This window comes from Actinospica durhamensis (assembly GCF_018139695.1).
GTDB lineage: Bacteria > Actinomycetota > Actinomycetes > Streptomycetales > Catenulisporaceae > Actinospica > Actinospica durhamensis.
Genome location: NZ_JAGSOG010000036.1, coordinates 12,423 through 34,237 on the forward strand (window position 1 = coordinate 12,423; position 21,815 = coordinate 34,237).

Here is a 21,815-nt window from a genome sequence, read left to right on the forward strand (position 1 = left end):
GTGCACACCCCAGATGAATACTCTGCTGCTCGTCGTCGACTTCGACGGCACCGTCTACCGCGGTGACGGACCGGTACGCGCCTACGCCGCCCGGATCGCCGCGACCCTGCCGCCCGAAGCGGCCGAACGCTACCTGGCCCTGTTCGCGTGCTATCTCGCCGAGGGCGTCGCCGCGGCCGAGGACCTCGCCGACCCCGCCGCCGCGGCCGCGCTGCGGGCGTCGGTGGACCACTGGGGCGCTGCGGCGGCGCTGGCCGAGGAGGTCTTCGGCGTGGCGCCGGACGCGGTGGCCGCGGCGTTCGCCGGGGCCCGGCAGGACATGCTCGACCCGGCCTGTGAGATCGAGGTCGTCACCCCGCTGCTCGAGACCCTGGCCGAGCTGCGCGGCGCCGCCCGCGTCGTGCTGGCCACCAACAGCCCGCACCCCGGGCTCGGCCCGCTGCTCGGCCGGCTCGGCGTGGCAGGGGCCTTCGACGCGGTGGTCGCGGACGCGGGCAAGCCGGCCGGTATGCGGGCCCTGCTGCGGCGCGAGCTCGGCGGGTACGCGGACGTCGAACCCTGGCGCGCCTTCTCCCTGGGCGACCACTACCGCAACGAGATCGCCCCGGCGGTTGAGATCGGTGCGGCGACGGGATACATTGATCGGTTCGGCCGAGCCGACGGCCCCGCGACGGCCACTGCCCCCGTCGCCGAGCGGCTGTTGCCCGTGATCCACGCCTGGGCCGCCGATCCCGAGTCCACCGCCCGTCCGTCGGGCTGATTCGGCCGGGTGCGTTGCGGGTGACCGGTCCACGAGCAAGCGAGTGAAGGAAGTAACGCAGTGTCGGCGAGCGTCGAGTTCTGGGGCGGAGTCGGTGTCATCGGCTCCAGCAAGGTACTGATCAGGGACGGGGGGCACCGCGTCCTGCTGGATCTGGGCCTGGACATTCCGAAGGACGGCGACCTGTTCCGCGCCCCGGCCGCGCCGCGCCGGGGCCGGGAGCTGGCCGACCGGCTGCGGGTGGGCGCGGCCCCGGCGATCCCGGGCCTGTTCGACCCGGCCGCGCTGGCGCCGGGCGACGCGCTCGGCGAGTCGGCCGAGCCGACCGCGCTGTTCGTCACGCACCCGCACATCGACCACGTCGGCCTGGTCGGCTTCGTGCGGCCGGAGGTGGCGGTGCACGCCTCGGCCGCGACGGTCGCGCTGCTGGGCGCGCTGGAGCGGGCGGACGAGGGGCTGCCCGGGCCGCGGGTGTTCGACGGCGCGAGCGGCTGGCGGCCGGTCGGGCTCGGCGAGCCGGTGCGGGTGGGCCCGATGACGATCGAGCGCTTCGACGTGGACCACGACGTGCCCGGGGCCAGCGGCTACCGCGTCGTCACGAGCGACGGGGTGCTGGCGTTCACCGGCGACTTCCGCTTCCACGGCTACCACCCGGAGCGCTCCTGGGGCTTCGCCGAGGCGGTCGCCGGTGCCGACGTGCTGGTCACCGAGGGCACGACGCTCAGCTGGGAGGAGTACCACCCGCTGCGCACCGAGGCCGACGTGAACGCCATGTTCGAGGCCGAGCTGGCCGGCAACCCGGACCTGGTGATGCTCTCGCTCTACCCGCGCGACTTCGACCGGGTGCGCGCCTTCACCGGGCTCGCCGCCGCGGCCGGGCGCCGGATCGTGTGGCCCGAGCGGATCGCGGCCTTCCTGACCGAGGCCGGGTTCGCGGACGTCGTCTCGTTCGCCGAGGTCGGGCTCGCCGAGATCCACGCCGCGCCCGGGGCGTACGTGGTGCAACTCGACGCGGACGACCTGCCCGGGATGCTGGACCTGCCCTTCGGCCCGGGCAGCGCCTTCGTGCACGCCAACGGCGAGCCGCTCGGGCCGTTCGAGCCGCGCTGGCAGCTGTTCGTGGACTGGCTGGCCAGGCTGGGCGTGCCGCTGCGCCGCATCGGCTGCTCCGGGCACGCCTACCAGGACGACCTGCACGAGTTCGTGCGCACCATCAATCCCAAGGTGCTGATCCCGATTCACACGTTCAGCCCTTACCGGGTGCACCCGACCGGAAGCACCGCGCGACTGGTGGTGGACTACGCGCGGGCCTACGACTTCGCCGGAAGAGCACTGTGACGGGTCCGAGGCGGTAGGCTCGTCCACCGTGATGCTCTGGGTGATCGTCTTCTCGGTCCTGGCCTTCCTGGCCCTGGTCGCGATCGGCTGCTTCGCCTTCCGGGTCTGGCGCGAGGGGATGGCCCTGAGCCGCCAACTCGGCGCGAGCGCCAAGTCGCTCGGCGAACACGCCGCTCCGCTGACCGAGGCGCTCGAGCGGCTCGGGGCGCAATCTTCACCCGGTCACCGTTGACAAAGACTCCGGGTCGCCGGGAAAGTGAGAGCGCTGGAAGTGGAGAACCAGGTCGGGCCGCCGTGCGGAGCCGTGGCCGCGAGTCGAGTGAGGAAGCGCAACCGATGCTGCTGCGTACCGAGTCTCTCTTCCTGATCGTCGTGGTCGGCCTGCTGCTGTTCGGCTGGCGGCGGCTGCCCGGGGCGATGCGGGATCTGGGCCGCGCGCGCCGTATCCTCAAGTCCGAGGCGCAGGCCCTGCGTGACGACGTGCCGCTGCCCAAGCGGCGCGTGGTCGAGGCCAGGCCCGAGGATGTTGTATCCCGACGCGACGGACAGGCAGGCACGTAAAGTGGCAGGCAAGGCTGGGCGCTCGGCGGACGACGCCACGCGGATGCCGCTCGTCGAGCACATCCGGGAACTGCGCAACCGCCTGATGAAGGCCGCCCTCGCGGTCCTGATCGGCGCGGTCATCGGGTTCATCTTCCGCGGCCAGATCCTGCACAGCCTCGAGGGCCCGGTCTGTAACATTCAGGGCCTGAGCGGAGTGGGCCAGAAGAACTCGCGGTGCCCGGACGGCGCGCTGGTCTTCAGCGGCGCCACCTCCCAGGTGAACCTCTCGTTCAAGATCGCCATGTACGTGGGCGTGGTGCTCGGCAGCCCGGTCTGGCTCTACCAGATCTGGGCCTTCCTCGCGCCGGGGCTGTACAAGAAGGAGAAGAAGTACAGCCTCGCGTTCATCTTGACGGCGGTGCCGCTGTTCCTGGCCGGCGTGGCGGTCTGCTACGAGCTGTTCCCGGTGATCATGCACGTGCTGCTCACCTTCCTGAACGGCGCCGGCGCCTCCACCATGCTCGACGCCAGCCAGTACATGACCTTCATCCTGCAGATGATGACGGTCTTCGGCGTCTCCTTCGTGCTGCCGCTGGTGCTGGTGCTGTTCAACTTCATCGGCATCCTCAGCTCCAAGGCGATGCGCAAGCACTGGCGCGTGGTCGTGCTGGCCTGCTTCGTCTTCGGCGCGATCGCGGTGCCCACCGGCGACCCGTTCGGCATGAGCGCGCTGGCCCTGCCGCTGGTCGTGCTCTACTTCGCCGCGGTGGGCGTCTCCGAGGTCAACGACCGCCGCCGGGCCCGCCGCCGTGCGGCCATGCCGGGCGCGGGCCTGTCGCCGGATGAGGCCACCGACCTGGATCTGACCCCGGCTCCGATCGAGCGGGCCGAGTCCCTCGAGGACATCCTCTAGCGCTTGCCCCACCGCTCGGCCGCCACCGGCGGCGGCATCCGGCCCCCGGCCGTCGCCGCCGGTAGCGGCCGGATTTCCCGGCGTGTCCGCTGCTCCGTACGGGTGTGAGCGTGCACGCGGACGGGCATGTACTGAGAGCCGGTGGCGTCCGGCTCGGCCGTCGACGCCGCCGGACCAAACACGGTGCGGTCGAACGGTGACGGGGCGCGGGTGGCGGACCGGGTACGCGGTGCGGTGGATCAGGGCCCGCAGCCCGGTCGCGGGCCGCCGGACGAGCGGGAAATCGATCTCCCCCTGTCGGACCCTTGCCCTAGGATGAGGTGCATGGCCTCGCCGTTCCCGCAGTTCTCCGCTCTTTACCCGTTCGGGCTCGACGAATTCCAGGTCCAGGGGTGTGCCGCACTGGACGAGGGCCACGGGGTGCTGGTCGCGGCTCCCACCGGCGCCGGCAAGACCGTCGTCGGGGAGTACGCCGTCTTCCTCGCGCTCGAGCGCGGACGCAAGTGCTTCTACACCACGCCCATCAAGGCCCTGTCGAACCAGAAGTACGCCGACCTGGTCAAGCGGCACGGCGCCGCCAACGTGGGCCTGCTCACCGGGGACAACTCGATCAACGGCGACGCGCCGGTGGTGGTGATGACCACCGAGGTGCTGCGCAACATGCTCTACGCCGGCTCCAGCGCCCTCGACGGCCTCGGCTTCGTGGTCATGGACGAGGTGCACTACCTCGCCGACCGCTTCCGCGGCGCGGTGTGGGAGGAGGTGATCATCCACCTGCCCGAGTCGGTGCAGCTGGTGTCCCTCTCGGCCACCGTGTCCAACGCCGAGGAGTTCGGCGAGTGGCTCGAGACCGTGCGCGGGTCCACCACGATCATCGTCTCCGAGCACCGGCCGGTCCCGCTCTGGCAGCACGTACTGGCCGGCGGCAAGATCTACGACCTCTACAACGGGGTGGACCCGGAGACCCCGGACGCCGCGCGGGTCAACCCGGAGCTGGTGCGCTACTGCCGGCAGGAGGAGCGCTTCGCCCCGGGCGGCGGACGGCGCGGGCGCTCGGCCGGGGTCGGGCGCGGCCGGTCCGGGCCGCCGAGCCGGGTGGACGTGGTCGACCGGCTCGACTCCGACGGCCTGCTGCCGGCCATCACCTTCATCTTCTCCCGGGCCGGTTGCGAGGGCGCGGTCCAGCAGTTCCTGCGCTCCAACATCCGGTTGTTGAGCCAGGAGGACCGGCTGAAGGTGCGCGCGCACGTGAGCGCCCGCACCACCGAGATCCCCCGCGAGGACCTCAACGTCCTGGGATACCACGACTTCCTGGACGGGCTCGAGCGCGGCGTGGCGGCGCACCACGCCGGCATGCTGCCCACGTTCAAGGAGATCGTCGAGGAGCTGTTCGTCCAGGGCCTGGTCAAGGCCGTGTTCGCGACCGAGACGCTGGCCCTGGGCATCAACATGCCGGCCCGCTCGGTGGTGCTCGAGTCGCTGGTGAAGTGGAACGGGGAGGCGCACGTCGACGTCACCCCGGGGGAGTACACCCAGCTCACCGGCCGGGCCGGGCGGCGCGGGATCGACATCGAGGGCCACGCGGTGGTGCTCTACCGCCCCGGGCTCGATCCGCGGGCACTGGCCGGCCTGGCCTCGACCCGCACCTATCCGCTGCGCTCCTCCTTCAAGCCGTCCTACAACATGGCGGTCAACCTGGTCGGCCAGGTCGGCACGGCCCGGGCCCGGGCGCTGCTGGAGAGCTCCTTCGCGCAGTTCCAGGCCGACCGCGCGGTGGTGGGGCTGACCCGTCAGCTGCGCCGCAACACCGAGGCGCTGAACGGCTACAAGGAGTCGATGACCTGCCACCTCGGCGACTTCGAGGAGTACGCGGGGCTGCGCCGGGCGCTGTCGGACCGCGAGGCCGAGCTGTCCCGGCAGAACTCCGCGTCCCGCCGGGCCGCGGCGGCCGGAGCGGTCGAGGCGCTCAAGATCGGCGACATCATCACCGTCCCGGCCGGGCGGCGCTCCGGGCTCGCGGTGGTGCTCGACCCGGGTCTGGACACCGGCAAGGAGGGTCCGCGCCCGGTCGTGCTCACGGCGGAACGGCAGGTGGCGCGGCTGTCCATGCTCGACTTCCCGGTGCCGGTGGAGCCGATCGGCTGGATGCGCATCCCGAAGAGCTTCAACCCGAAGTCCCCGCAGTCGCGCAAGGACCTGGCCTCGGCGCTGCGGACCAAGGCCGGGGCCGAGGGCATCAAGGCCACCCGGCCGCGCCGGTCCAGGACCGAGGCCGCGGACGACGCCGAGATCAGCCGGCTGCGCGCGGCCCTGCGCCGGCACGCGTGCCACGGCTGCGAGGACCGGGAGAACCACGCCCGCTGGGCCGAGCGCTACTGGCGGCTGCAGCGGGAGACCGACCAGCTCGAGCGGCGGGTGCGCAGCCGCACCAACTCGATCGCGCGCACCTTCGACCGGGTCTGCTCGGTGCTCACGGTGCTCGGCTATCTGGACGGCGAGCGGGTGACCGAGGCCGGCAGGCGCCTGGCCCGGATCTACTCCGAGCTCGACCTGGTCGCGGCCGAGTGCCTGCGCGAGGGCGTGTGGGACGGGCTCGGCCCGGCCGACCTGGCCTGCGCCGCCTCGCTGCTGGTCTACGAGGCCCGGATGAGCGACGACGCGCCGCCGCCGCGGGTGCCCAAGGGCCCGGCCAGGGAGGCGATCGAGCGCACCCTGCGGATCTGGCTGGACACCCACTCCATCGAGAGCGACTACGACCTCGACTTCCAGCGCGAGCCGGACACCGGCTTCGCCTGGGCGGCCTACCGCTGGGCCAGCGGGCACCGGCTCGAGGACGTGCTGGACGAGGTGGGCCTGCCCGCGGGCGACTTCGTGCGCTGGTGCAAGCAGCTGATCGACCTGCTCGGCCAGATCGCCGACGCGGCCGCCTCGGACCGGTCCTCGGGCGTGCGCGAGTCGGCCCGCGGCGCGGTGGACCTGATCCGCCGCGGAGTGGTGGCCTACACCTCGATGACCTAGCCGAGCCTCGGCATGCGGCGTACGCGCAGACGCGGGGCCCGGATCCGACTCGGATCCGGGCCCCGCGTCCGTCCGCGGCGCGGCTACGCCGCTACATCTTGACCGAGAAGACGCCGAAGGGCGCGTTCTGGCCGTCGTGCAGCAGGGCGATGCGCGGGCCGCCCTCCATCGGGGTGTCCTCCGGGCCGTGCAGGACGCCGCCGCCGAGCTGCTTGGCCTTGTCCGCGATCGCGTCCACGTCGGAGACCAGGAAGTACGGGTTCCAGTGCGAGAGCGTGTCGGCCGGGAACATCTCTCCCATGTCCATCACGCCGCCGAACTCCTTGCCGGCCAGCCCGACCTGCGGGTACATCTCGTCGTCGGTGGCCTCCCAGCCGAGCACCTCGGTGTAGAAGCGCACCGCGGCGTCCTTGTCCCGGGTGGCCAGGTCGATCCAGCCGAAGGTGTTCGGCTCCTCGACCTTGCCGAAGCCGGCGAAGGAGCCCTTCTGCCAGAGGCTGAACGCGGCGCCGGTCGGGTCGCTCAGCAGCGCCCAGCGGCCGACGTCCATCACGTCCATCGGCTCCATCCACACCTGCGCGCCCGCCTTCTTGGCCGCGGCGGTGGTGGCGTCGATGTCCTTGGTGTCGAACGAGAGCATCCAGCGCACCGGCTGCTGCGGGTTCATCAGCGGCGCGACGGCCCCGACCGGGCTCTCGTCGAGCATGAACATGGTGTATCCGCCGGCCTCGGGCCGCGGATCGGTCTCGGCACCCCAGCCGAAGAGCTGGCCGTAGAACTTCTTGGCGGCGTCCACGTCGGACGTGCTCAGCTGGGTCCAACAGGGGGAGCCGGGGAGGATCTCGGTGACCTTCATGGCAAACGCCTCTCGTAAACCGACTGGTTGGCCTCAACCCACCTAACCCGTCCGCCCGGGCCCACGCCAGTCGGCGCCCCGTGGCGAAATCGAAGGTTGGGCCGCCCGGTGCCGGGTCCGGTCACAGCTGTCTCGAGCGTCGCAGCCGTCTCAGCCGATCCGGCGGAAGGAGCGCCGGTAGTCGCGCGGAGCCAGACCGACCCGCTCCACGAAGTGCTGGCGCAGGGTGACCGGACTGCCGAAGCCGGAGGCGGCCGCGACCCGGTCCATCGGCAGGTCCGTCTGCTCGAGCAGCCGCTGCGCCCGCAGCACCCGCTGCGCGATGAGCCACTGCGCCGGCGTGGTGCCGGTGGTGGCCAGGAAGCGGCGGGCGAAGGTGCGCTCGGACAGACCCGCCCAGGCGGCGAGCCGAGGCACCGTCAGCGGCTGCTCGAGTTCGGCCAGCGCCCGCGTCCGCACGGCCGTGAGCAACTCGTCGCCCTCGTCGCGCACCGGGATGGGCCGGTCCACGAACTGCGCCTGGTCGCCGGTGCGGAACGGGGCGACGACCATGGCCCGGGCGATCGCCGCGGCCGTCTCGGCGCCGTGCCCGACGCGCACCAGGTGCAGGCACAGGTCGATGCCGCCGGCCACGCCCGCCGAGGTCCACACCCCGTCGTCCTCGACGTAGAGCGCGGTGGGGTCGACCTTGACCTCCGGGTGGCGCCGGGCCAGCAGTTCGGCGGCGTTCCAGTGCGTGACGGCGCGCCGCCCGTCCAGCAGCCCGGCCTGCGCCAGCACGAACGCCCCGAGGCAGAGGGCCGCGACCGGGGTGCCGGCCCGGTGGGCGGATCGCAGGGCCCGTAGGACCGGCTGCGGGAAGGCCGCGGTGGGCGAGGTGACTCCGGGCACGATGACGAGGTCCGCGGTGCGCAGCCAGGCCAGGGTCTGGCGCGCGGCCATGGACGCGCCGTGCTCGAGCGCGACCGGCTCCCGGTCCACGCCGCAGGTGCGCAGGTCGAACGGCGCGCTCCCGCCCGGGATCCGGTCGTTGCGGAAGACCTCGGCGACGACCGAGATGTCGAACATCCGGACCCCGTCCATGACCAGCAGGGCGATACGGCGCATGCTTGGCAGTATCCCATCGATGGTCGGCTTTCACGCCACTGTCCCCGGCCGGGCCGCGCTGCCAGGATCAAGACATGACGAACCCGACGCACCAGAGCCCTGTGATCCGCCTGCTGTCCACCGGCGGCCCGACCGCCCTGATCGAGGTCGGCGGGCTGCGCCTGCTGACCGACCCCACCTTCGACGAGCCCGGCGACTACGTCTCGCGCTCCGGGGCGAGCCTGACCAAGACCGAGCCCGCCGTGCTCGGACCCGAGGCGCTCGGCCGGATCGACGCGGTGCTGCTCTCGCACGACGAGCACCCGGACAACCTCGACCGCTCCGGCCGGGCCCTGCTGGCCGAGGTCCCGCTGGTGCTCACCACCACCTCCGGGGCCGGCCGGCTCAGCGCCGCCGCCGTGCCCGCGGTGGGCCTCGCGCCCTGGGAGCCGTACGAGCTGGCCCGGCCGGACGGCGGCACGCTGCGGGTCACCGCGCTGCCCGCGCAGCACGGCCCGGCCGGGTGCGAGCCGGTGACCGGGCAGGTGCTCGGATTCCTGCTGCACGCCCCGGATCTGCCGAGCGTCTACGTCAGCGGGGACAACGCCTCACTCGCCCTGGTCGAGCAGGTCGCCGAACGGTTCGGGCCGGTGGACACCGCGGTGATCTTCGCCGGGGCGGCGCGGGTGCCCGAGGTGCTCGGCGGCGCCGCGCTCACCCTGGACTCGGCCGAGGCGGCCGAGGCCGCGCGCATCCTCGGGAGCCGACGCGCCGTCGTGTTGCACTGCGACAGCTGGGCGCATTTCTCCGATGATTACGCCGCCGTCGAAGCCGCCTTCGACAAGGCGGGGCGCCGCGCCCTGCTCCCGGAGGTCAGGCACGGACAGGAATACGTCCTCTGAGCTGCGGGAAAAGAACTGGCGGTGGCGCCCGGGAAGGAGCAGCATGGGCGCCGCCCGAACCATGTCTCGCAGTGAAGGCAAGTCTTGACGTACCAAACCCTCCGAGGTCTCACGCGCTGCGCCCGCGACGCGGGAGGCCGCCTGCTCACCGGCCTCGGTATCCTCATCCTGCTCCAGAACCTCGCCCCCGCGGGCCTCGCCCTGGCCACGGCGCTGCTGATCGGCCGGGTCCAGCACGCCGTGCCCTCGGACCTGGTGGCCGCGACCACCGTCCCGCTGATCGTCTTCGCCCTGGTGCTCGGGATCGGGCACGCGGCCGACGCGGCGCTCGAACCGCTGGTCTACCTCGGCGCGTTCCGGATCGACGGCGCCTACCGGGCCCGGATCACCGAGCTCGCGGCCACCAGCCCCACCGTGGACCGGCTCGAGGACCCGGAGAGCCAGCGGCTGGTCCGGGCCGCCCGGGCCGATCCGGTGAACTGGACCGAGCGCACCCCGGGCACCGGTGTCATGGCCCTGATCCACATCGCGGCGGTGTTCGCCGGGGCGGTGGCCTCCTGCGCCGTGCTGGCCGGCTTCGCCTGGTGGCTGGTGCCGCTGATCTTCCTGCCGGCGCTGGCGCAGTGGTGCATCCTGGCCCGCCGGCACCAGTCCTTCATGCACAACTGGCGCGCCTCGCGCCGCGAGATGCAGCGCGGCAACGTGTGGGAGCGCACCGCGGCCGATCCCGGCACCAGCAAGGACATCCGCGTCTACGGGCTCGGCGACTGGATCGCCGACTCCATCCAGACGCACATCCGCACCGCCTTCGAGCCCATCTGGGCCAAGCTCACGGCCAAGGACGAGTGGCAGGTCTTCCTCCTGGTCGGCCTGCCGTTCTCAGTCGCCCTGGCCGTGGTCGGCCACGACGCGGCCACCGGCCGCACCACGGTCGCGGTCGAGTCCGCGGTGCTGGCGGCGGGCTGGTCCATCTTCCAGTCCCTCGGCTGGACCGACACCACCATCTCGGTCACCTCCGCGGGCGAATGCCTGGCCGCGTACGAGGAACTGCGCCAGGTGCTCGAGCCGGCGGCCGTACCCGCGGCGGTGCTCGCCCCCGACGCCGCGGCCGCCGCCCCGCGCGAGCTGCCCGACCGCGTGCCGCTGATCGCCTTCGAGGGCCTGGGCTTCCGCTACCCGGGCACCGAGCGCACCGTGCTGCACTCGGTGGACCTGGAGATCAAACCGGGTGAGCTGCTCGCGCTGGTGGGCCTGAACGGCGCGGGCAAGTCCACCCTCATCAAACTCCTGTCGATGCTCTACACCCCGACCTCGGGCCGGATCACCGCCGACGGGCTCGACATCGCCTCTTATGGGCACGAGGCCTGGCGCTCCCGGATATCCGTGGTCTTCCAGGACTTCGTGAAGTACGAGCTGAGCGCGGCCCAGAACGTGCTGCTGGGCCGGGGGAACCTGGCGCCCGACTTCGAGGAGCTTGAGCTCGCGGCCGAGGAGGCCGGGTTCGGCGAGGTGCTCTCCCGCCTGCCGGCCGGCTGGGACACCCCGCTCGCCCGCACCCGCACCGGCGGGGTGGACCTGTCCGGCGGCCAGTGGCAGCAGGTCGTGCTCACCCGCGCGCTCTACGCGCTGCGCAAGGGCGCGAAGCTGCTGGTGCTCGACGAGCCCACTGCGCACCTCGACGTGCGCACCGAGTTCGAGGTCTTCCAACGCCTCGCCGAACGCCGGGGCGAGGCGAGCATCGTGCTGATCTCGCACCGCCTGTCCACCGTCCGCTACGCCGACCGGATCGTGCTGCTCGACGGCGGCCGGATCACCGACTCCGGCACCCACGAGGAGCTGCTGGCCCGCGGCGGCGAGTACGCGCGGATGTTCGCGATTCAGGCCGAGCGCTTCCAGGCCGGCTACGACGACCACATCGAGGAAGGGGAGCTGCTGTGACCGCGGCACCCACCGAGTACTCTCCCCGCGTCTCGCGCGGCGCCTACCTGCGTCTCGGCAGAGAGCTGATGGGCCTGGCCTGGAAGCGGGTGCCCGGCCGGGTCGTGCTCGTGTTCGGCCTGCAGGCCGTGCAGGTCGGGCTCACCGCGGCCATCGCGCTGGGCATGCGCTCGACCGTGAACGACGCCATCCAGGGCCGTGCGCACTCCGCGCTGGTGGCCGGGGTGGTGGTCGCGCTCGCCTGTACCAGCAGCATGTTCTGCACCTCGCTGGTGGGCGGCTCGACCCTCTACGCGGTGGAGAAGACGGCGCTGCTGGACCTGATGCCGCAGGTGCACCGGGACATCGCCACGCTCGAGGGCATCGAGCACCTCGAGCGCACCGACGTGCTCGACCGGCTCACCGTCGTGCGCACCGGCATGTGGATGCTGATGTTCGGGCTCTTCAGCGCGGTGCGGGTGTTCTTCACCGTGCTCCAGCTCGGGGTCACCCTGCTGCTGCTCGGCTCCATCGACCCGTGGCTGATGAGCCTGCTGGTGTTCGCCGGCGTGCCGCTGTGGTGGGAACGGCTCGGCAAGCGCGGGGTGATCCGGGCCGAGACCGACACCGCCGAGCAGGTCAGGCTCCAGCGCCACCTGTTCGAGGTGGCCACCACCGCCGGTTCCGGCAAGGAGATCCGGGTCGCGGGCTCCGGCACAGAGATCGCCCGGCTGCAGCGGGCCGCGTTCGACGAGGCGGTCGAGGGCCGCTACCGGGCCCTGGTCCGGGCCTCGGTGTTGAAGCTCGCCGGCTGGATCCTGTTCACCCTCGGCTTCGCCGGCTCGCTCTGGCTGATCGTGTACCGGGCCGCGCACGGCCACGGCAGCATCGGCGACATCGTGCTGTCCATCACGGTGGCCACGACGCTGCGCACGGCCCTGCAGGGCACCGTCTCGGAGTCCTCCGGCGCCGCGCAGGCCGGCCGGGTGATCGCGCCGTACCTGTGGCTGCGCGCCTACGTCGCCGAGGAGCGGGCGCGGGTCCAGGGCACCGCCATGCCGCCGGAGACGCTGTCCGAGGGCCTCGTGTTCGAGGACGTCACCTACGTCTACCCCGGCACCGACCGCAAGGCCGTGGACGGGCTGAACCTGACCATCCCGCCCGGCTCGGTGGTCGCGATCGTGGGCGAGTACGGCTCGGGCAAGACCACCCTGGTGAAGCTGCTGGAGAAGTTCTACCGCCCCACCTCGGGCCGGATCCTGGTGGACGGCACGGATCTGGCCGCCCTCGACACCGACGCGTGGCGGGCCCGCTCGGCCGCCGCGTTCCAGGACTTCGGCCGGTTCAAGACCGTCTTCTCGCACAACGTCGGCTTCGGCGACCTGCCCAGGCTCGAGGACCGCGCCGCGGTGCAGGCCGCGGTGGCCGACGCCAACGCGCAGGAGCTGGTCCGCCGCCTTCCGCAGGGCCTTGACACCGAGCTGGGCACCGAGACCGGCGGGGTGGACCTGTCCGAGGGGCAGTGGCAGAAGGCCGCCCTGGCCCGCGCCTCGATGCGCACCTCGCCGCTGCTGTTCGTGCTCGACGAGCCGACCGCGTCGCTGGACGCGCCGAGCGAGCAGGAGATCTTCGAACGCTACATGGTGCGCGCCCGCAGCCTCTCCCGCCGCACCGGGGCGATCACGATCATCGTCTCGCACCGCTTCTCCACCGTGGCGGGCGCGGACCTGATCCTGGTGCTCGCGGACGGGAAGCTGGTCGAGACCGGGCGCCACGACCAGCTCGTGGACCTGCCCGGCGGACGTTACGCGGACCTCTACGGGCTCCAGGCGGCTGCGTACAGCGCCTCGTGAAAGGGCCAGGCACTAGCGTGGAAGGGTGAGCGAAACCGAGAGCAGGCCCGCCAAGGACATCAAGACGATCTCGAGCCGGGTCGTGTACGAGAACCCGTGGTTGCTCGTGCGCGAGGACGAGATCGAGCGCGCCGACGGCTCGCCCGGGATCTACAGCGTGGTGGACAAGGGCAACTACGCGGTCGTGGTGCCCTTCGAGAACGACGGGTTCTGGCTCGTGGAGCAGTACCGCTACCCGGTGGGCAAGCGGTCCTGGGAGTTCCCGATGGGCACCTACCCGGGCCGCCGGACCGTGGACCCGCTCGAGCTGGCGCAGCGGGAACTGTTGGAGGAGACGGGGTTGCGGGCCGAGCGCTGGGAACTGCTCGGCGAGCTCTACTGCGTCCCCGGCTTCTCCTCCCAGGGCGGCCACGTCTATCTGGCCACCGGCCTGGTGCCCGGCGAATTCGCCCGCGAACCCGAGGAGCAGGACATGCGCCTGGCCTGGTTCGCCCGCGCCGACCTGGAGAAGATGATGCGCGACGGCACGATCCGCGACGCCCAGACGATCGCCTGCTACGGCTTCTTCCTCTTGCACGGGAAGTAGAACCCGTACGGTTGCCCCGCCGCCCGGATATTGCAGAAGGCTCATTTCGTCGGCCGCCGGGCGGCGGCGCGTCGGGTGTGGTTCACCGGGACGTCACCTGTGATCGACACAGTGGCGAGGCTTGTGTCCACACCCATGGATACCGTCGACGTGGTCACCCAGCCCTTCGGCGGTTCCGCCCTCGCCGCTGAAAGGCAGCAACCTCTGTGACTGAGAGAGTCCCAGCCTCCCAGCCCGCCTCATCCCGCCCCCGCGAACTCCACTCCCGGCGCCGCCGCGCCGTGCTCGGCCCGGTCCTGGCCGGCACGCTCGCGCTCGGCGCCGTGGTCGTCCCGGTGGTCGCCAGCGCCAGTGCCGCCACCGCCACCGCGTTCACCGCCGGCGACCTCGTCGTCTACCGGGTCGGCGACGGCAGCAGCTCCCTGAGCTCCAGCGCCGCGCCGGTGTTCCTGGACGAATACACCCCCTCCGGCACGCTGGTGACCTCGGTCGAGCTGCCCACGGCCGACAGCGGCACCACCCACGAGCTCACCGCCTCCGGCAGCGCCGCGTCCGAGGGCCTGCTCACCCTCTCCGCCGACGGCCGCTACCTGCTCGCCCCCGGCTACCACCAGGCGGTCGGCAAGAGCAGCGTGGCGAGCACCGACGACGTGACGGTCGCCCGCGTCGGCGGCGACGGCACGGTGGACACCTCCACGATGCTCAGCGGCTTCGCCGACGGCAACAACGTGCGCGGCGCCACCAGCACCGACGGCACCAGCATCTGGGTGTCCGGCGCCAACGAGGGCATCGGCTACACCACCCTCGGTTCGAGCTCTTACACCCAGCTCAGCAGCTCGAACGTGCGCGAGGTCGAGGTCGTCGACGGCCAGCTCTACACCACCTCGAACAAGAGCAGCATCGGGGTCTCCACCGTCGGCAGCGGCACCCCGACCACCTCGGGGCAGTCCCTGGCCAACCTGCCGGGCAAGCCGGAGAGCAGCGGCGACCCGTACAGCGCGGTGCTGCTGAGCCTGTCCGGCGGCTCCACCCCGGACACCATGTACGTGTCCGACAACACCGCGGGCAAGATCCTCAAGTACAGCCTGGTCAGCGGGAGCTGGACGGCCGAGGGCAGCACCAGCGTGTCGAACGTGGTCGACCTGACCGGTTCCGTGGTCGGCGGCAAGGCCGTGCTCTACTCGACCGGCAGCGGCTCCTCCGGCACCAGCGGCACGCTCTCCCTGGTGACCGACGCCGCGGGCGCGGGCGCGAGCATGTCCGGCACCGTCAGCACCCTGGCTTCTGCCGCGTCCAAGGAGGCCTTCCGCGGCGTCGCCTTCGCTCCGAGCGGCGCCGCCACGGCCTCCGCCTCGGCCACCCCGAGCCCCTCCGCCAGTGCGTCCGCCTCCGCCAGCGCCTCCGCGTCGGCTTCGGCCTCCGCCTCGCCGTCGGGGAGTAAGACCCCGACGATCTCGGCCTCCCCGGCCACGCTGCTCGGCGCCGTCGGCAACACCAAGAACCCGACCGCGACGATCACCGTCGGCGATGCCTACTACGGCGCCGCCGCGGTCACCCTCACCGCCAAGTCCTCCAAGACGAGCGTGGTGCCCACGAGCGGCCTGACGTTCTCCGGCACCGGCGCCACCCGCACCCTGACGGTCACCCCGTCGGCCGCCGGGTACTCCACGCTGACCATCACCGCCACCGCGGGCAGCAGCACCGCCACCACCACGATCGCCTACGCCGCCTCGTTCGAGGACGACGCCGACCCGTCCGCCGACTACTACTCCGGCATCGGCAACGCCTCCACGCTGATCGACGCGGGCAACGGCTACTTCTTCATCGGTGACGACGAGACCAACGTGCTCTACCTCTACCAGCAGGGCGTCACCGCGCCGGTCAAGACCTTCGACTTCACCTCGGAGCTGCCCTACGGCACGACCGAGGTCGACATCGAGGCCGCGGCCCGCGTCGGCAACCGCATCTACTGGACCGGCTCGATGAGCGCCAGCAGCAGCGGCAACGCCGAGCCCTCCCGCAGCACCCTGTTCGCCACCGACGTCACCGGCACCGGCGCCTCCGCCACGCTGACCTACGTCGGCGCCTACACCGGCCTGCTCGGCGACCTGCTGTCCTGGGACAAGTCGAACGGCAACGCGCTCGGCCTGAACGCCTCCTCGACCAACGACCCCAAGTCCACCACGGGCCTGAACGTCGAGGGCATGGAGTTCGCGCCGAACTCCACCAGCACCGCGTACGTCGCCTTCCGCGCCCCGCTGGAGAGCACCTCCACCCGTACCGACGCGCTGGTCGTGCCGGTCACCAACATCGACCAGCTCGTCACCAGCGCCGCGACCACGGCGACCTTCGGCAGCGCGATCGACATGAACCTGGACGGCCTCGGCATCCGGGAGATCCGCAAGAACGCGGCCAACCAGTACGTCATCCTCACCGGCACCTCCAACGGCGACAACGACGCGGCCGCGCTCTGGTCCTGGGACGGCGTGGCCGCCGACGCCCCGGTGCAGAACGGTGTGACCCTGCCCGCCCCGGCGCAGGCCGGGGCGTCCACGTCCGGCGCCTGGGAGGGCATCGGGGTCCTTCCCGCCTCGCTGTCCTCGGGCAGCCCGGTCTACCTGATCCAGGACGACGGCGACGTCACCTGGTACAACGACGGCGATTCCTCGAAGAGCGGCCTCACGTCGCAGTACATGAAGTTCCTCGGCGACACCGTCACCTGGCAGTAGCCGTCGCAGCACCCTGAAGGCCCGACAGCCCCGCCGGCAGCGTCGCCGGCGGGGCTGTCGGGCCTTCATCTCTACGCGGCGGGGCGCAGCCAGCGGTCGAACCAGGCCAGGGAGCGGCGCACCAGGTCGAGCCGGTGCGAGCGCACCACGATGCCGTGGCCCTCGCCCGGGTAGACCACGAACTCGTGCTCGACGCCGTGGTGACGTAGGGCTCGATGGAAGTAGACCGCCTGGCCCAGCGGCACGTTCTGGTCCTGGTCGCCGTGCAGGATGAGCACCGGCGTGCGCACCCGCGAGGCGTAGGAGATCGGGCTGAGCACGTCGTGCGGGTGCGGTCCCGGGCCCTCCCAGCCGAAGCCGCCGGCCAGGGCGCCGTCCTGCGCGCCGAGTTCGCCGAGGCCGACCTGCATGCCCCAGTCGCTGATCCCGGCGCCCATCAGCGCGGCCTTGAAGCGGTCGGTCTGGCCGATCGCCCACGCCGCCATGAAGCCGCCGTGGCTCCAGCCGCTGATCCCGAGCCGGTCAGGGTCGGCCACGCCCTCGGCCACCAGCAGGTCGATGCCGGCCAGGATGTCGGTGTACTCCTGCCGGCCCACCGCGCCCAGCACCAGCCGCGCGAACGCGCCGCCGCGGCCCTGGCTGCCACGCGGGTTGGGCAGGAACACCGCGTACCCGGCGGCCGCGAGCCACTGCGGCGCGGGCTGCTCGTAGAGCGCGAGATCGTCGCAGTGTCGGAAGTAGGGGCCGCCGTGCACGCTCGTGATCAGCGGGAACGGGCCGTCCTCGCGGGTGCGGCCGGGCGGCAGGATCAGCAGGCCGTCGAGCTCGAGGCCGTCCGCGCCGCGGAAGACGAGGCGCTCGCTCCGGCCCCAGTCCACCTGCCTGAGTTCGGGTTCCACGTCGCTCAGCCGGGCCAGCGGGCCCTGTACCGGCCCTGCGAAGACGTCCTTCGGCTCGTACGACGTGGACTTGCGCGCGGCGATCTGCTCGCCCCGGTCGCACGCGCTGAGCGTGTCGAGCAGGCCGCTCTCCAGCAGTACCAGGTCGAAGCGCAGGGCGACCGGGTCGAGCCGGTAGACGGCGGTGTCGAGGCCCTGCGCGAACAGGGCCAGCGGCGCGCCCTCGGCGATCTGCACCAGTTCGACCGGGCAGGCCTCCAGGTCGGCGGTCAGGTTCCGGTGCCCGCTCTCGGTGGCGTCGAAGACCGCCATCCCGGCCGCCTCGCCCGGCGGGACGGCGATGTAGGCCACGTGCCAGGCGTCGTCCCGGTCCCGCCACCAGGCCGGCGACCGCGCGTCGATGCCGAGGGCGCCGAGGTCCTGCACCTTGCCGGTGTGCGGATCGACCACGTGCAGCCGCGCGGTGAAGGCGCCGGGGTCGTCCATCGGCTCGGCCCAGCTGATCACCGCGAGCGCATCGCCGTCGGGGCGCGCGGCCACGGCGATGACGTGCCGGTCGCAGAGCTCGTCGACCAGGTTCAGCTCGCGGCGTTCGAGGTCGAGCAGCCGCAGTTGGTCGGGCGGTGTCTGCTCGCCCCAGACCGTCGGCTCGTCCTGCGCGTCCTCGTCCCGCTCGTCGGGGGCCACGACGGCGACGGTGCGTCCGTCCGCGAGCGGCACCTGGTCCACGATCCGGCCCGGCCAGTCGGTGAGCGCCTCGGGTTCGGCCTCCGCGCCGGCGCCGGCTCCGTCGACCACCGCGATCCGGTGCACCTGCCCCTCCGCGACGTAGTACAGGGCGTCGGAGCCGGCGTTCCAGCGCAGGGCACTGATCCGGGCCTGGTCGGCCAGCAGCCGCCGCGCACCCACCCACAGCGACATCAGCCGCCGCCCGTCCTCGTCGGTCCGCGCGACCAGGTAGGCGACGCGGCGCCCGTCCGGAGCCACCGTCGGCCGCCACGGCGCCGCGCAGTCGACCATCGCCTCGGGGGTGAGGGCCACACTCATATGTACATTCCCGTCGACGGTTCCACCGCGAGCCCGGCCGGGTCCTCGCGTCCGGCCTTGCGCGCGTAGAGCGCGGCCAGCGTCATCGGGCCGGCCACGGACCCGGCGCCGGTGTCGAGCCAGGCCGTCGCCTCGGCCGTGCTGAGCGGGCCCACCTCGATCTCGGCCAGGCAGCGGCCGGGGCGCACCACGGCCGGGTGCAGGCGCTCCAGCGGCTCGTTGGTGGTGATGGCGATCAGGATGTTCTGGCCCTGGCCGAGCAGTCCGTCGGTCAGGTTCAGCAGTCGGGACAGGGCCTGGCCCGCGGTGCTCTTCGCCTCGCCGCGGATCAGCTCGTCGCAGTCCTCGAGGATCAGCAGCCGCCAGCGCCGGTCGTCGTCGTCCTCGCCCATCACCACCTCGAGCAGGTAGCCCGGGTCCGCGAAGAGCCGCTCGGGGTCGAGCACGCAGTCGGTGCGGCACCACTTGCCCCAGGCGCGGCCGAGCGCCCGTAGCGCGGTGGTCTTGCCGGTGCCGGGTGGCCCGTGCAGCAAGATGAGCTTGCCGTTGACGTCGTCCGGGCCGGTCTTCATCAGCCGGTCGAGCTGGTCGGCCACGGGGGCCGCGTAGTTGCCGCGCACCTCGGCCCACTCCGGCGCCTCGATGCTGCGCTCCTGGTTCACCGCGCCGCCGCCGGTGGCATGCCAGAACCCGAGCTTGACCCGGTCGTCGCGCTGTTTGACCTTCTTGCGCACCAGCGTCGCGGCCCGCTCCGCGACCTCCCGGGCCAGTTCCTCGGTCACCGCGGTCACGGCCACCCCGCCGTGGCCCGGGTTGTAGCGGTGCACGAACAGGCTCCAGCCCTCGCCCACCGCGTACAGCGCGCGCTGGCCGCGGCTGCGGCCCTCGCGCAGCACCCGGGCGCCCTCGGGCAGGCGCCATTCCCCCTTGCGCACCCGCCCGAGCGGCATGCGGTAGCCGTGCGGCTCGCGGCCCTCCGCGAACGCGGACAGGTACAGGAACCGGGTGATCTCGTGGAAGTCGACACTGTGGTCCAGCACGCCCCACACGTACCAGGGCGAATCGACCCGCTCCCGCGCCGGATCGGGCGCGGCCGTGGCTTCAAAGCCCGTCTTGGTCACGACCAGCCATGATCCGCCAACCCGGCGTACAAGTCCACTGATTAAGCGGATTCGCCCCCCATTCGCGACCCGCCGCAGCCGCGCGCTATCGAATGCGTAACAACTGCGCGGATGCGAGCGGCCGGGGGAAGATGGCCCGCAGATGCGGCACTACAGTGCACAGCGTGACGCAAACGCGAGATTTCCGGATCGGCGAGGCGGCCGACCTGCTCGGGGTCAGCGCGGACACCGTGCGCCGCTGGATCGACGCCGGCCGGCTGCCGGCCCGGCGCGGCGATTCCGCGGACGGACCCGGCCACCGCACCATCGCCGGACCCGACCTGGCCGCCTTCGCCACCACCTTCGCGGACGTGGAGGAGCAGCAGCGCCACGGCTCGGTCTCCTCGGCCCGCAACCGGATGCGCGGCATCGTCACCCGGGTCGTGCGCGACGGGGTCATGGCCCAGGTCGAGATGCAGGCCGGTCCGCACCGCATCGTCTCGCTGATGAGCCGTGAGGCCGCCGACGCACTCGGGCTCGAGCCCGGGGTGCTCTCGGTGGCCGTGGTCAAGTCCACCAACGTCGTCGTCGAACGGATCGAACCCTGATGAACCGCCGTACCCGCCTGACCGCCGCCGCACTGGCCCTCGGCCTGGCCGGTCTGACCGCCGCGTGCTCGTCGTCCACGCCGACCGCCGCGACCACCCCGGCCTCCAGTTCCTCCTCGTCCGCGCCCGCGATCTCGGGCACCGTCACGGTCTTCGCCGCCTCCTCGCTGCAGAAGACCTTCACCTCGCTCGCCACCACCTTCGAGAAGGCGCATCCCGGCGTCACGGTGAAGTTCTCCTTCGGCGGCAGCGACACCCTGGCCGCGCAGATCACCCAGGGCGCGCCGGCCGACGTGTTCGCCTCCGCCAACACCGCCACCATGCAGACCGTGCAGAAGGCGGGGGACACCACCGGCACCCCGACCGTGTTCGTGAAGAACACCCTCGAGATAGCCGTCGCCCCGGGCGACCCGAAGGGCATCAAGACCCTCGCCGACCTGACCAAGTCCGGGATCAAGGTGGCGCTGTGCGCCAAGACCGTGCCCTGCGGCTCGGCCGCGGTCAAGGCCCTGGCCGCGGCGAAGGTCTCGCTCACCCCGGTGACCTACGAGACCGAGGTCACCGGCGCCCTGGCGAAGGTCGAGCTCGGTGAGGTGGACGCGGCGCTGGTCTACCACAGCGACATCCTCGGCGCCGACGGCAAGGTGGACGGGGTCGTCTTCTCCACCGCCTCCGACGCGGTCAACTCCTACCCGATCGACGTGCTCAAGGGCTCGACGAACCCGACCGCGGCCGCGGCCTTCGAGGCCTTCATCCTCACCTCCGCCAGCGAGCAGGTGCTGCTGGCCGCGGGCTTCCAGGCGCCGTGACCCGACCCACCGGCAGGACCCGGCGGCAGCGGCGGCGGTCCGGCTCGGGCCGCCGCACCGGCGGGCGCGCTCCGGCCCTGTTGCTGCTGCCGTCCCTGGTCGGCCTCGCCTTCCTGGTGCTGCCGGTGGTCGGCCTGCTCGTGCGCACGCCCTGGCGGCAGTTCACCCAGGACCTCTCGGCCGGCGACACCTGGACCGCGCTGCGCCTCTCACTCGAGTGCGCCACCGCGGCCACCGGTGTCAGCCTGCTGTTCGGCGTGCCGCTGGCCTGGCTGCTGGTGCGCACCGAGCTGCCCGGCCGGGGCCTGGCCCGCGCCCTGGTGATGGTGCCGCTGGTGCTGCCGCCGGTGGTCGGCGGCATGGCGCTGCTGCTGATGTTCGGCCGCTCCGGCGTGCTCGGGATGTACCTCGACCGCTGGTTCGGCGTCACGCTGCCGTTCACCACCCCGGGCGTGATCATGGCCGAGACCTTCGTGGCCATGCCGTTCCTGGTCGTCTCGGTGGAGACCGCGCTGCGCTCACTCGACCCGGACATCGAGGAGGCCGCCGCCACCAGCGGGGCGAGCGTCTGGCAGACCTTCAGGTACATCACCCTGCCCAACCTGCTGCCCGCGATCGGCGCCGGCGCGGTGCTCGCCTGGGCCCGCGCCCTCGGCGAGTTCGGCGCCACCATCACCTTCGCCGGCGACTTCCCCGGCACCACCCAGACCATGCCGCTCGCGGTCTACCTCGCCTTCGAGGTCGATCCGCAATCCGCCATCGTGCTCAGCGTGGTCCTGCTCGCGGTGTCCGTCGCCATCCTGACCGCACTGCGTGACCGACTGGTCGCCAAAGTGTGAACTCAGCCACTT

At 72.3% G+C, this 21,815-nt stretch carries 18 protein-coding genes; 14 read left to right on the forward strand and 4 right to left on the reverse strand.

Translation table 11 applies throughout. The features are described 5' to 3' along the window. The first annotated feature begins 13 nt into the window (after window positions 1-13). The 6 genes from KDL01_RS10260 to KDL01_RS10285 all read left to right on the forward strand — a co-directional run bounded on the left by KDL01_RS10260 (window position 14) and on the right by KDL01_RS10285 (window position 6,572). Window positions 14-760, forward strand: coding sequence for an HAD family hydrolase (locus KDL01_RS10260; RefSeq protein ID WP_212528167.1), 747 nt, complete (start codon window positions 14-16; stop codon window positions 758-760). A 60-nt stretch (window positions 761-820) separates the two neighbouring features. Then, a complete protein-coding gene (locus tag KDL01_RS10265; protein ID WP_212528168.1) occupies window positions 821-2,098 on the forward strand; it encodes an MBL fold metallo-hydrolase in 1,278 nt (425 codons plus the stop codon). Window positions 2,099-2,126: 28 nt separating this feature from the next. Next, entirely contained in the window at window positions 2,127-2,330 is a 204-nt protein-coding gene (locus KDL01_RS10270; protein WP_212528169.1) for a hypothetical protein, read from the forward strand. A gap of 104 nt (window positions 2,331-2,434) precedes the next feature. After that, window positions 2,435-2,659, forward strand: coding sequence for a twin-arginine translocase TatA/TatE family subunit (locus KDL01_RS10275; protein ID WP_212528170.1), 225 nt, complete (start codon window positions 2,435-2,437; stop codon window positions 2,657-2,659). Window position 2,660: 1 nt separating this feature from the next. Further along, complete coding sequence (gene tatC, locus KDL01_RS10280) at window positions 2,661-3,554, forward strand: twin-arginine translocase subunit TatC (RefSeq protein ID WP_212528171.1); 894 nt, start codon at window positions 2,661-2,663, stop codon at window positions 3,552-3,554. Between the two features lie 324 nt (window positions 3,555-3,878). Continuing rightward, window positions 3,879-6,572 (forward strand): DEAD/DEAH box helicase, encoded by a 2,694-nt coding sequence (locus tag KDL01_RS10285; RefSeq protein ID WP_246576222.1) that lies wholly within the window; start codon window positions 3,879-3,881, stop codon window positions 6,570-6,572. 91 nt (window positions 6,573-6,663) lie between these two features. On the opposite strand, the gene KDL01_RS10290 is transcribed toward KDL01_RS10285, so the two are convergent. Both KDL01_RS10290 and KDL01_RS10295 read right to left on the reverse strand, forming a co-directional pair. Next, a complete protein-coding gene (locus KDL01_RS10290; RefSeq protein WP_212528173.1) occupies window positions 6,664-7,428 on the reverse strand; it encodes a VOC family protein in 765 nt (254 codons plus the stop codon). 150 nt (window positions 7,429-7,578) lie between these two features. Next, window positions 7,579-8,535, reverse strand: coding sequence for a GlxA family transcriptional regulator (locus KDL01_RS10295; protein WP_212528174.1), 957 nt, complete (start codon window positions 8,533-8,535; stop codon window positions 7,579-7,581). Window positions 8,536-8,609: 74 nt separating this feature from the next. On the opposite strand from KDL01_RS10295, the gene KDL01_RS10300 reads away from it, so the two are divergent. From KDL01_RS10300 to KDL01_RS10320, 5 genes are all read left to right on the forward strand, one after another. Then, window positions 8,610-9,416, forward strand: a complete 807-nt coding sequence (locus KDL01_RS10300) for an MBL fold metallo-hydrolase (protein ID WP_212528175.1) — start codon at window positions 8,610-8,612, stop codon at window positions 9,414-9,416. Window positions 9,417-9,500: 84 nt separating this feature from the next. Then, window positions 9,501-11,354 (forward strand): ABC transporter ATP-binding protein, encoded by a 1,854-nt coding sequence (locus tag KDL01_RS10305; protein ID WP_212528176.1) that lies wholly within the window; start codon window positions 9,501-9,503, stop codon window positions 11,352-11,354. Further along, on the forward strand, window positions 11,351-13,186 hold the full coding sequence (locus KDL01_RS45200) for an ABC transporter ATP-binding protein (protein WP_212528177.1): 1,836 nt from the start codon (window positions 11,351-11,353) through the stop codon (window positions 13,184-13,186). The genes KDL01_RS10305 and KDL01_RS45200 overlap by 4 nt, the downstream gene beginning before the upstream one ends. A 25-nt stretch (window positions 13,187-13,211) precedes the next feature. Next, on the forward strand, window positions 13,212-13,772 hold the full coding sequence (locus tag KDL01_RS10315; RefSeq protein ID WP_307846225.1) for an NUDIX domain-containing protein: 561 nt from the start codon (window positions 13,212-13,214) through the stop codon (window positions 13,770-13,772). Between the two features lie 206 nt (window positions 13,773-13,978). Continuing rightward, the gene (locus KDL01_RS10320) at window positions 13,979-16,501 is read left to right on the forward strand and encodes a hypothetical protein (protein WP_212528178.1); all 2,523 of its coding nucleotides are present in this window, start codon (window positions 13,979-13,981) and stop codon (window positions 16,499-16,501) included. Between the two features lie 71 nt (window positions 16,502-16,572). Here the strand turns inward: KDL01_RS10320 and KDL01_RS10325 are convergent, their stop codons facing one another. Further along, a complete protein-coding gene (locus tag KDL01_RS10325; protein WP_212528179.1) occupies window positions 16,573-18,447 on the reverse strand; it encodes a S9 family peptidase in 1,875 nt (624 codons plus the stop codon). Further along, entirely contained in the window at window positions 18,444-19,496 is a 1,053-nt protein-coding gene (locus KDL01_RS10330; RefSeq protein ID WP_438801954.1) for a DUF5925 domain-containing protein, read from the reverse strand. Before KDL01_RS10330 ends, KDL01_RS10325 begins: the two co-directional genes overlap by 4 nt. Window positions 19,497-19,732: 236 nt before the next feature. Between KDL01_RS10330 and KDL01_RS10335 the strand changes: the two genes are divergently transcribed. Genes KDL01_RS10335 through modB form a run of 3 tightly spaced genes read left to right on the forward strand, consistent with a single transcriptional unit; the run spans window position 19,733 to window position 21,803 of the window. Beyond that, entirely contained in the window at window positions 19,733-20,155 is a 423-nt protein-coding gene (locus KDL01_RS10335) for a TOBE domain-containing protein (protein ID WP_307846228.1), read from the forward strand. Next, a complete protein-coding gene (gene modA, locus KDL01_RS10340) occupies window positions 20,155-20,964 on the forward strand; it encodes a molybdate ABC transporter substrate-binding protein (RefSeq protein ID WP_212528181.1) in 810 nt (269 codons plus the stop codon). Before KDL01_RS10335 ends, modA begins: the two co-directional genes overlap by 1 nt. Then, complete coding sequence (gene modB / locus KDL01_RS10345; RefSeq protein WP_212528182.1) at window positions 20,961-21,803, forward strand: molybdate ABC transporter permease subunit; 843 nt, start codon at window positions 20,961-20,963, stop codon at window positions 21,801-21,803. The genes modA and modB overlap by 4 nt, the downstream gene beginning before the upstream one ends. Window positions 21,804-21,815 lie beyond the last annotated feature (12 nt).